At 39.2% G+C, this 9,912-nt stretch carries 6 protein-coding genes; 2 read left to right on the forward strand and 4 right to left on the reverse strand.

What is annotated here, in order from left to right:
* Positions 1–1,707, forward strand: a 1,707-nt coding sequence (locus QZT26_RS14400; protein WP_295103125.1) for a LamG-like jellyroll fold domain-containing protein, incomplete at its 5' end; no start/stop codon positions are given.
* A gap of 23 nt (positions 1,708–1,730) precedes the next feature.
* Here QZT26_RS14400 and QZT26_RS14405 read toward each other — a convergent pair.
* The 4 genes from QZT26_RS14405 to QZT26_RS14420 form a co-directional block, all read right to left on the reverse strand.
* Positions 1,731–2,798 (reverse strand): nucleotidyltransferase family protein, encoded by a 1,068-nt coding sequence (locus QZT26_RS14405; RefSeq protein ID WP_295103128.1) that lies wholly within the window; start codon positions 2,796–2,798, stop codon positions 1,731–1,733.
* 274 nt (positions 2,799–3,072) lie between these two features.
* The gene (locus QZT26_RS14410; protein ID WP_295103131.1) at positions 3,073–4,032 is read right to left on the reverse strand and encodes an SDR family NAD(P)-dependent oxidoreductase; all 960 of its coding nucleotides are present in this window, start codon (positions 4,030–4,032) and stop codon (positions 3,073–3,075) included.
* 832 nt (positions 4,033–4,864) lie between these two features.
* Positions 4,865–6,238: a sigma-54 dependent transcriptional regulator gene (locus tag QZT26_RS14415; protein ID WP_295103134.1), complete on the reverse strand. Its 1,374-nt coding sequence runs from the start codon at positions 6,236–6,238 to the stop codon at positions 4,865–4,867.
* A 200-nt stretch (positions 6,239–6,438) separates the two neighbouring features.
* Positions 6,439–7,722, reverse strand: a complete 1,284-nt coding sequence (locus QZT26_RS14420) for an ATP-binding protein (protein ID WP_295103137.1) — start codon at positions 7,720–7,722, stop codon at positions 6,439–6,441.
* 630 nt (positions 7,723–8,352) lie between these two features.
* On the opposite strand from QZT26_RS14420, the gene QZT26_RS14425 reads away from it, so the two are divergent.
* A complete protein-coding gene (locus QZT26_RS14425; RefSeq protein ID WP_295103139.1) occupies positions 8,353–9,690 on the forward strand; it encodes an ATP-binding protein in 1,338 nt (445 codons plus the stop codon).
* The last annotated feature ends 222 nt before the right edge of the window (positions 9,691–9,912 follow it).

Consider the following 9,912-nt stretch of genomic DNA (forward strand, 5'->3'; position numbering starts at 1 on the left):
AGCGCTGGTACTACATATGGGAGTAAAATGTCCTTTACAACATCAAGCGGTATGCCATCAACTGATACGTCCAGCGGATTGCAGGCTTATTATACATTTGATGAAGGGAGCGGAACTACTGCAACGGATTCATCAGGGAATAACAGAGATGGTACAATCACCGGAGCAACATGGACAACTGGGAAAATCGGTGGTGCGTTGAATTTTGACGGGAATGGTTATGTAACAATTCCTGGCATGAATTACGACGAGATTTCGGTATCTGCATGGTTCAATAAAAATACATCCGGCACTAACGTTGTATTTGGTGGTTGGAGATATAATGCCGATGTGCAACTCCAGGAAGGTTTTGACATGTTTTTTTCTTCTGGAATGCCCGATAGACTTAAATTCACATTAGTTACAAAGAACACAGGTGGCACAAGGACGTCAAAAACCGCAACAAAGGATTTTACCGAATCGAATGGGAGTTGGTACCATGTTGTTGGTACCTACAACATGACTACGGGAGAACAGAAGTTATATGTGGATGGGCAGTTGGTTGATACACAAACGCATCCAACCGGGAATGCGATAGTGCCATTAACGAATCGGGATTATATGGCCATAGGAACAAGATATACCGACTGGGGATTTTTCAGTGGAAGCATAGATGAAGTCCGCATCTATAATCAGGCATTAAATGCAGAGGAAGTATTGTCATTATTTAATAACGACATAGTGTTTGACACGACGCCGCCGACGGTGATTGCAACGAGTCCCGTCAGTAATGCTACAGAGGTTGCGGTAGATAGTACCATAATCGCCACGTTCAGTGAGGCGATAGATGCCAGCAGCATAACAACGGATACATTTCTGGTGAGTGATAGTAGCGGTAATATAGGTGGAACGATATCGTACAGTGATACGACAGCCACGTTTACTCCGTCAGGTCCACTGGCATATTCTACGACATACACGGTAACGGTTACCACAGGGGTAAGGGATGTATCAGGTAATGCGATGACGGACAATTACATTTGTAGTTTTACCACTACAGAGGATGGTGGTATTAGCGGTCAGCAGGCATATTACAAATTTGATGAAGGGAGCGGGACGACTGCAACGGATTCGTCAGGGAATAACAGAAGTGGCACAATTACCGGAGCTACATGGACAACGGGGGAAATCGGTGGTGCGTTGAATTTTGACGGGAATGGTTATGTAACAATTCCTGGCATGAATTATGACGAGATTTCAGTATCTGCATGGTTCAATAAAAACAGATCTGGCACCAACGTTGTATTTGGTGGTTGGAAATATAATGCCGATGTGCAACTTCAGGAAGGTTTTGACATGTTTTTTTCTTCTGGAATGCCCGATAGACTTAAATTCACATTAGTTACAAAGAACACAGGTAGTACAAGGACGTCAAAAACCGCAACAAAGGATTTTACCGAATCGAATGGGAGTTGGTACCATGTTGTTGGTACCTACAACATGACTACGGGAGAACAGAAGTTATATGTGGATGGGCAGTTGGTTGATACACAAACGCATCCAACCGGGAATGTGATAGTGCCATTAACGAATCGGGATTATATGGCCATAGGAACAAGATATGCCGATTGGGGTTTTTTTCGTGGAAGTATAGACGATGTCCACATATACAACCGGGCGTTGAGCGATCAGGAAATACAAAATTTATATACGAACGGTATAAATTGATGTTGATCTGAGATTCACATTTTTTACCTGGTTTTTGAAATTTTACCTACACAAAACTTAGTAGACCCCAATAATATCTTGTGCCAAAAGTGGCGCCATGGAAAGACCGCAAATGGCAATGCCAATGACAGATTTGTTTTTCTTATTAATGGATTTTCTTCTAAGAACGGATAAAGCGAAGTTAAAGACATGCGTAAGTTTAAATAACGAATAATCATGTGTATTATCAACTTCCTTAAAGGAAATACCGCCAGGTCTTTAAAAACCGTTTCAGGGGAATTGCATCCGATCGTTTTTTTTGTAACAAAGAGGGCAGTATAAATAAGATTATTACAACGATATTTTTTTGCCTTCCTTGTAAAATCTTCCCAATTCAAATCCGGGTAAAAATTAATTATTTCTGCAATATCAAATAGTGATTTAAGCCGAAAAAACCTTTTGCGTTTGGAATTAATACACGCGACGAGGAGCATGTATTCCGGGGACATAACATATACGCTATATCCCAGAAAATGAATCTTTTTTGCATTACTCCAAATATCCACAAAATCTATGGGCAGTGTTTCTGAGCAATGAATATCATGATGGCTGAAATAATCACACTCAATCCCCTTTAATCTAATACTATGAATGTAATTTCTTATTTCATTTTCTTCGTTAGTGGTTAATGTCTCTTTTCCTGGTCGTATTATTATATCAAGATCATTCTTATTGACGAGCCAGGGATGCGTGTATATAAGCGCATTTAATGCTATCCCCTTTATGAGCATGACGTCTATGCATCTTTGATGAAAAAAAGCTAATGCCTCTTTCAATGTTTCTTCCCATTTATTTTCTAAAACCTTCCTCGTATAGAGATAGAGTTTAAACTTATTTGCTACATCATCATTATGTGGAATGATACGGCCGTTTTCAGAGCATTTTTGCAAGTTTAAATAGATCAATGGAGCAACGCTATGGAGTCTTGCCGTAGCATACACTCTCTCCCAATCGATCTTTTCCCTATTGCACAAATCAAGAACATTTTTCTTGTGTGTATCCGAAAAATTTTGTCTCGTACAAATGAAAAGAAGTTTGTCTTCAGCTAGCATGTTCTTATATCAAATATTTTTATTTTGTTATCCCACCGTACGTATCAGAAGATACCGGAACCGAACAAGCACGAAATACGAAATACGAAAGGCGGAACCACAGATTACACAGATTGCACAGATTTTCAGGGAAGTTTTACAAACTGAGCCCGCCTGACGTTCTGTGGCTGAAATGTAGGGTGAAGTGTCACTTTGCCCGAAATGAAGCAATCGCTTCGTTCTACTACGTGGAAGAAACATTATTTTATAACTATCCCTCTTTACTTCCCGCCTTTTAAACCTTCGCCGCGCCGCACAATTCTTCTGCTTTTGCAAGTTTCGCATAATATTGGGTTGCTTTTTTAACCCCTTCTTCAAAGGTGACTTCCGGCGACCATTTTATTTCTCTCCGCGCCTTTGAATGGTCAAGGCTAATATGATCAACTTCTCCGTGACGTTTTTGTCCTAGTATGGGTTCTATATCTTTGCGTAATGCCCTTCTCACCGCAAGGAATACTTCCATATCTGAGATTTCCTTGCCCCATCCAAGATTATAAATTTCTCCGTTTCCGATATTCCCTAAAACCGCAATATTCGCTTTTACAATGTCATCCACATAAACGTAATCCCTTGTCTTTGAACCATCGCCAAAAATTGTGGGCTGTTTATTTTGGAGCATTAGTTCGCTAAAGATTGCGACAACGCCCGCCTCTCCATGCGGAGACTGCCGTGGTCCGTATACATTTGGATATCTTAAAATGGTAACGTTCAGGTCGTATAATTTATGGAAAACATGCAAATAATGTTCAACGGTATGCTTGCTTACCCCATAGTGCGATAAAGGTTCCGGCGGAGTGGCTTCATTTGCAGGCAATTGTTTCGGCTCTCCGTAAACAGCGCCTCCGGTAGATGCGTAGATAAATTTCTTAACCCGATATTTATTTGATAACTGGCACAGGTTCAATGAACCAAGTATATTGATATTCGCGTCATAAACAGGCGTTTCTACCGACTTCCGCACGTTCGCATGCGCTGCATGATGATTTACTATTTCCGGTTTTATTTGTTTAAAAACTTCTTCCAGGCTTTTTGCGTCACAAATATCAATATTATAAAACTCTGCTTTCTTATGTATGTTTTCTTCTTTTCCTGTAGAAAGATCGTCTACAACAGCTACGCGATGTCCCTCTTCAATTAACTGGTCTACCAGATTAGATCCAATAAAGCCCGCACCGCCTGTTACAAGTATTTTCATACCATCCCCTTTTTCTATTTGTTGTCCTTATTAACGTACAAGGTAATTCATAATCACAATTGTCTTGCGCAGTCGCATGATGTTTTATTGATAGCAAAACAAAGACCAAAGAGCCTGTATCGGATATTCTAATTCCATTCCGGGAAATATTATTGGTGCACTCCAGATTTTTTGTGACTTCCGTCATGTTTTAATGAAACGTTACAGTAGTGCTAACCCTGACAGGGTTTGGAACCCTGTCAGGGTTGTATAGACGACGGACGACGGACGACGGACGACGGACGATAGATGAATGCTTAAGATATATGATTCCAGAAAAGCATTCTTCTGCAAAATTTGCGCGATTGTGTGCAATCCCGTGAAGTGAGGGATATTTCTTGTATCACTGCTTGCCGCATAATGTAGGGGACGAAGCATTTGCTATAAACGGTTGCTGTTAGTTCCTCACTTGATTTTAAACCTACAAAATTCATGTAGCGAAACGAACCTCGTCGCACTACAAAGGACAATTTCCAGTTTTAAAATACGGAAGTGTTACAAATTATTTAATCTGCACGATACCTAAACGGGCATGATATGGTTCGTTAAGTTTTATAATGCAACAATTTGAGATGCAACAAATTACATTCATTAATTTTGACGCAAAATTTGCATGATTACTGATTTGTCCGAAATGAATCGTTAAAACAATGTATTGCATATGAATGAAGCAAAGGATTAATACCGAAGAGGGTTGAGAGAATACATTGTTACCGCATTTATTGCGGTTTTGTGGGATGGCGGAAAATACTATTGGTTGACGCTTACAACAGAAATGTTTTGTAAAGAGAACTTAATCGCCATTTGCTTTTGAAGCACAGGCGATCCCCCATTCTTTCACCCGGTACTCAATCTTTCTGAGGGATATTCCCAGCATCTTTGCGGCTTCCTGTTTGTTGCCACGGGTTAACTGAAGGGTTTTCATGATAAGTTCCTTTTCCGCCTCCTTCCAGGACGTGCCCGGGGCGATGGTGATAGGGGGGATATCCCCTTTTTGCGGTAAAACGCATCCGGGCAGATGTTTTTTCGCTAGCTTATTGCCGGAACATAAAACCATTGTCCTTTCAATCACATTTTCCAGTTCACGTACATTCCCCGGCCAGTCGTAATTCATCAAAATCTCCTCTATTTCCGGGGCAATCCGTATAACTTTTTTATTTAATTTGACGTTGTTCTTTTTGATAAAGTGGTTTATCAGGAGGGGTATATCCGATTTTCTCTCCCGTAACGGCGGCATCGCTATATTTATTACATTCAGGCGATAATACAAGTCTTCGCGGAATTCGTTTTTTTCTACAGATTGCAACAAGTCCTTGTTTGTGGCTGCAATGATACGCACGTTTGCCTTTTTTGTGTCGGTGCTTCCCAGTGGGATAAATTCACCTTCCTGCAACACACGCAATATTTTTGCCTGAATCGATTTTGAGGTATCGCCCACTTCATCCATAAAGAGCGTCCCGCCGTCCGCCTTTTCAAATAACCCTATCTTGTCTTTCATAGCGCCGGTATATGAACCTTTCACATGCCCGAACAAGGCGCTCTCCAGAAATTCATCGGTGAGTGTTGCGCAATTTATCGCAACAAATTCCTTGTTTTTTCGGCTACTGTTCATATAAATCGCCTTGGCGATAAGTTCTTTCCCTGTGCCGCTTTCACCTGTTATTAATATGGTGGCGTCGCTGCGCGCCGCTTTTAACGCTATATTCACCAGATCGCACATCTTTTTTGAATTGCCGATTATGCCTGTACGCTGGCTTAATTCCTCAACGTTGGAAGGCAGGAGATGGTCGGAAATGCTTCTTTGCTGTAGCATCATGCGGTCTAGATTTGCCAATATATCTTCTACTTCGAAAGGTTTTGTGATATAGCTGAAAGCGCCCAGTCTCATTGCCTCAACGGCCATCTCTATTTCACCAAAAGCAGTGATCATTAATATCGAAGGGTCATATAATTCCTTTGCATCTCTCAGCAGGTCCATCCCGCTGATATTCCCGGAAAGCCTGATATCTGATATGATAACCGGGAATCTTTGCTGTTTGATAAGCTCCCACGCCTCTTCTCCCGAGTCGGTTGCCTGTACCTCGATACCATGTTCCCTCAAAGTATTGCAGATTATTTTTCGGTAAATGTCCTCATCTTCAACAATCAAGACGCGTGCTTTATCCATAGATATTTTTTCCCTGTTTAAAACGATAAACCATTCAAAGAATAGATTAGGAATGAATACGAGTCATATTCTACCGCAAGATTAATGCCAAATAGTCTGGGCTAATGTGGTAATCTTGCAGGGGCGTATTATAAATACACCTCTTTGTATTGATGAAAACATAATCACCGCTTTTGTTTGTCAGTCTAACCTCCTCGGTATTATATATATTGTTTAGATATCTTTTCTTTTAACGGCAAAAATATCTTGAATGTTGTCCCCTTTTCTTGTTCACTTTCCGCCGCAATAACACCATTATGCATCCTGATTATTTTGCCTGCGATGCCTAAACCAATAATTGGTCTTTCCGTTTCCGCTTTTTGTGTAAAAAAGGGTGTAAATATTTTTTTCAGATTATTTTTATGAATATACACTCCGGTGTCGCTTATGGAGATTTCTATTTCGTCTTTATTTGTACTCATACGTGTTTCTATGGTTATTGTGCCTTTAACATGATTACTAATGTGCACAGGTTCTTCCGTTAACGCTTTTATAGCATAAATGGCATTGTAAAAAATATTAGCGAAAACCAACTCCATTTTGCAGATATCTATTAAGACATTAGGAAGATTATCTGAGAGATTAAAAACGATATCGATTTTACTTTCATTAAACATTCGGTAGAGAGAGACTGTTACGTCCGTTATTAAAGCATTTATACAGTATTTTTTTTTGTACAGCGCTACCTGATTCGCAAAATTAAGTAAATTATTAACCGCTTCTTTGCAATGAAGAGACTCTTTTATAGAATTTTCTAGGTATTCGCGCAAATGAGATTCACTGCTTTTCATAGCTTGCAGTTCTCTTTTAAATTCTTTTTCGCAGCCTTCCAAATTATTCATACTTTGTGTAAATTTGTCATGCATCTGACTATGCGTCATATCTCCGCTATTTGAGACTGTAAACGTTCGTAATTCATTCATAGTCCTGGAAATGGAATCAATCTGCATTTCCAAATGATTTAGTGTAATAGCAATCTTATCAAAATATTTCATGCTTTCCTGGGCGCATAGGCTGAATGCGCCTATTGGCGTGTTGATTTCATGCGCTATTTCTGAGGACATCATGCTTAAAATATTTAGTTTTTCCAACTGTGTTGTTTTTTCCTGCAGTTGTTTCTGCGCGTTAATGTTTGTTATATATATGTTTATGAGTCCTTCCTTTGTGATTGGCACAAAAGTCAATGAGAATACGTTTGTGCCATATTCTGATTCTATTACTTTGTATGAATTGGTATTGAAAACATCCATAATCACCTTGTTAAATTGCGCAGGAACATATTCATTTATCTGTCTGTTCCAGAAATTTAAAAACCATAATCCTGCTTTATTGGCATAGGTTATGACACCCTCTTTTGTTATTTGTAAAACAGGGTTTGGGTTTTTATTTATGATATGCGCAAACTTGTTTTGTGATGTTTCGATATCGCTTCGTTTTAGTCTCATGCTATATTCCTTTCTATAGTAGGATTCCTTTCCTTATTGTAAAGGAATTTTATAACAGGTAATGTTCTTTTATAATAAAAGCCCCATTTCCCTTAAACGTTTCTCCTTTTTAAGTAGTTCGTTAAACGGTTGTGATTGAATTTACTCTCTTTTCTCCTTCTTACGAAGGATATGATTAAGAGGTGGTTATGAAATAATATTCACTCTTAATAATATACAATAATATTTGCCTATGTGTAAATACCCCAAAATGGACTGATACTAAAGGGGGTATAGAGCACATAAACGCTAAGTTAAAATTACGGATTAATTTGATTGTGTAATGTCAGAAGTTCCTGTTTTCCCAGGACATCCGACATCAGAATGAATAACGAATGTTGAACAAGGAATTCCGGATTATGAAGTTGTGAAGTTATTAAACAGGGGTGAAGCATTAACGCTTGTTGTCAGGCTCCGGCTTGGGAACTAGCATTTGTTTTCATAGAACTAAAGTCTTACAATTTTACGAAAAATAAATGTTTTTAGCTATAAATGTATTGCATTGATAATATGGTGTAACTAAAATTAAGCGCCCATATGAAATAGTACTAAAAAAGATCAGGAGAAGAAATAAAGAACGGAGTGCTACCTTTGAAAAAAGAACCCGATGCAGTGCAAAATACGAGGCAGGCGAAAGAAGAGGAGAATCGTTTTTTTGCAATGGTTAATGCCATTGGCAAACCGATGTTTAGCGTAAACAATGAGGGTGTTTGTGATTTTGTGAATGCTGCCTGTCTTAAAGCCCTTTGTTATGAAGAGAATGGACAAATGCTGGGAAAGAAGATGTATGAATTAATTCATTTCACCGATGAAGAGGGCAACGATATTCCTGTTGAAAAATGCCGGATATATCAGGCGCAAAAACAAGGGCGGGAGATACATGGCGCGAATGATGTATTTTTGCGTGCGGATGGCAGCCATGTTCCCTTTGAATACACGGTGTATCTAATATATCAGAATGAAAAAATTGCCGGTAGCCTTGTGATATTTGATGCTATTAACGAAACAACAAAAAAAACTGTGTATACTGTAAATTATTTAAAAAAGACGCTCGTAAATTTTGTCCATAAAATTAACAACTCATTTGGGGTTGTTTTTATTTGTGTAAAGGAAGTGAAAAGGCTTTTCCCTCAATTTTTAAGAATAAGCATTGTTACCGAAGCAAGGTTTTCTGCTATGAGTGACACATTGCAAAGACTGCGACAAATGATAAATGAGAATTGCCTTTCCGGTGATAAAAGAATAAATGACAGGCTGAATGGTACTATCGCCGAATTGTGCGCCAGCTTTGAAGAATTACGGAAAACGATTGATGACGTAAGCAAAAAAGGAATGAGTATCGTGGAATATCTGGAAGACACAACGAATGTGTCCATGCAGTGTAAGAACCTCATTAAAAGCCTGGTAGCTTTCGTAAGTCAGAGAGAACCGGTAAAAACAAGACACAAAATGAATGATCTGATAAAAGGGGTAATAGATCTTTACGAGTATCAGGCAAACAAGAAGAAAATCGATATATTCTATGCCGGGAATCCTGCCGTTCCCACTATGCTAATTGACGCGAAGCAAATTGAATTAGCGATAGCCAACATCATTAACAATGCGTTCATGGCTATAGAAGAATTACACGGGATGTCCGCCACTCCGGAACTTCAAAGGGCGGGGACAGTTACGATAGAAACCGGTTTTCTTGAAGAAAAAAAGGTGGTGGAAATTCTTATAAAAGATTCAGGGTCAGGGATTGAGAAAGACTTTCTCCCAAAGATATTTGATCCTTTTTTCAGCAAATTTAAAAATAAAAGTGGGCCAGGTACGGGACTGAGCCTGGCGAATAAAATAGTACAGATGCATAACGGTACAATTGAGGTGGAAAGCATAGTTGGGAAAGGAACTGCCTTTAGAATAACACTCCCGTTGGAAGATGAATAATGATATAGTCCAAATTTGCAAACCTGATAATCATATAGAAGGCACCTCCGAGCGCACTCTTCATGGTAAAATGGAGGATACCGTGAAAGGCGATTGTTAAATAATAACAAAGTAAGGAGGGAGCGAGCAATGGGATATTTCGTAGGAATAGATTTACATGGTGATAATAATTATATTGGAATACTCGATGAGGAGGATCGGAAGGTATTCAAGAGGAGAAAC

The organism is uncultured Candidatus Kuenenia sp. (assembly GCF_900696675.1).
Taxonomy (GTDB): domain Bacteria; phylum Planctomycetota; class Brocadiia; order Brocadiales; family Brocadiaceae; genus Kuenenia; species Kuenenia stuttgartiensis_A.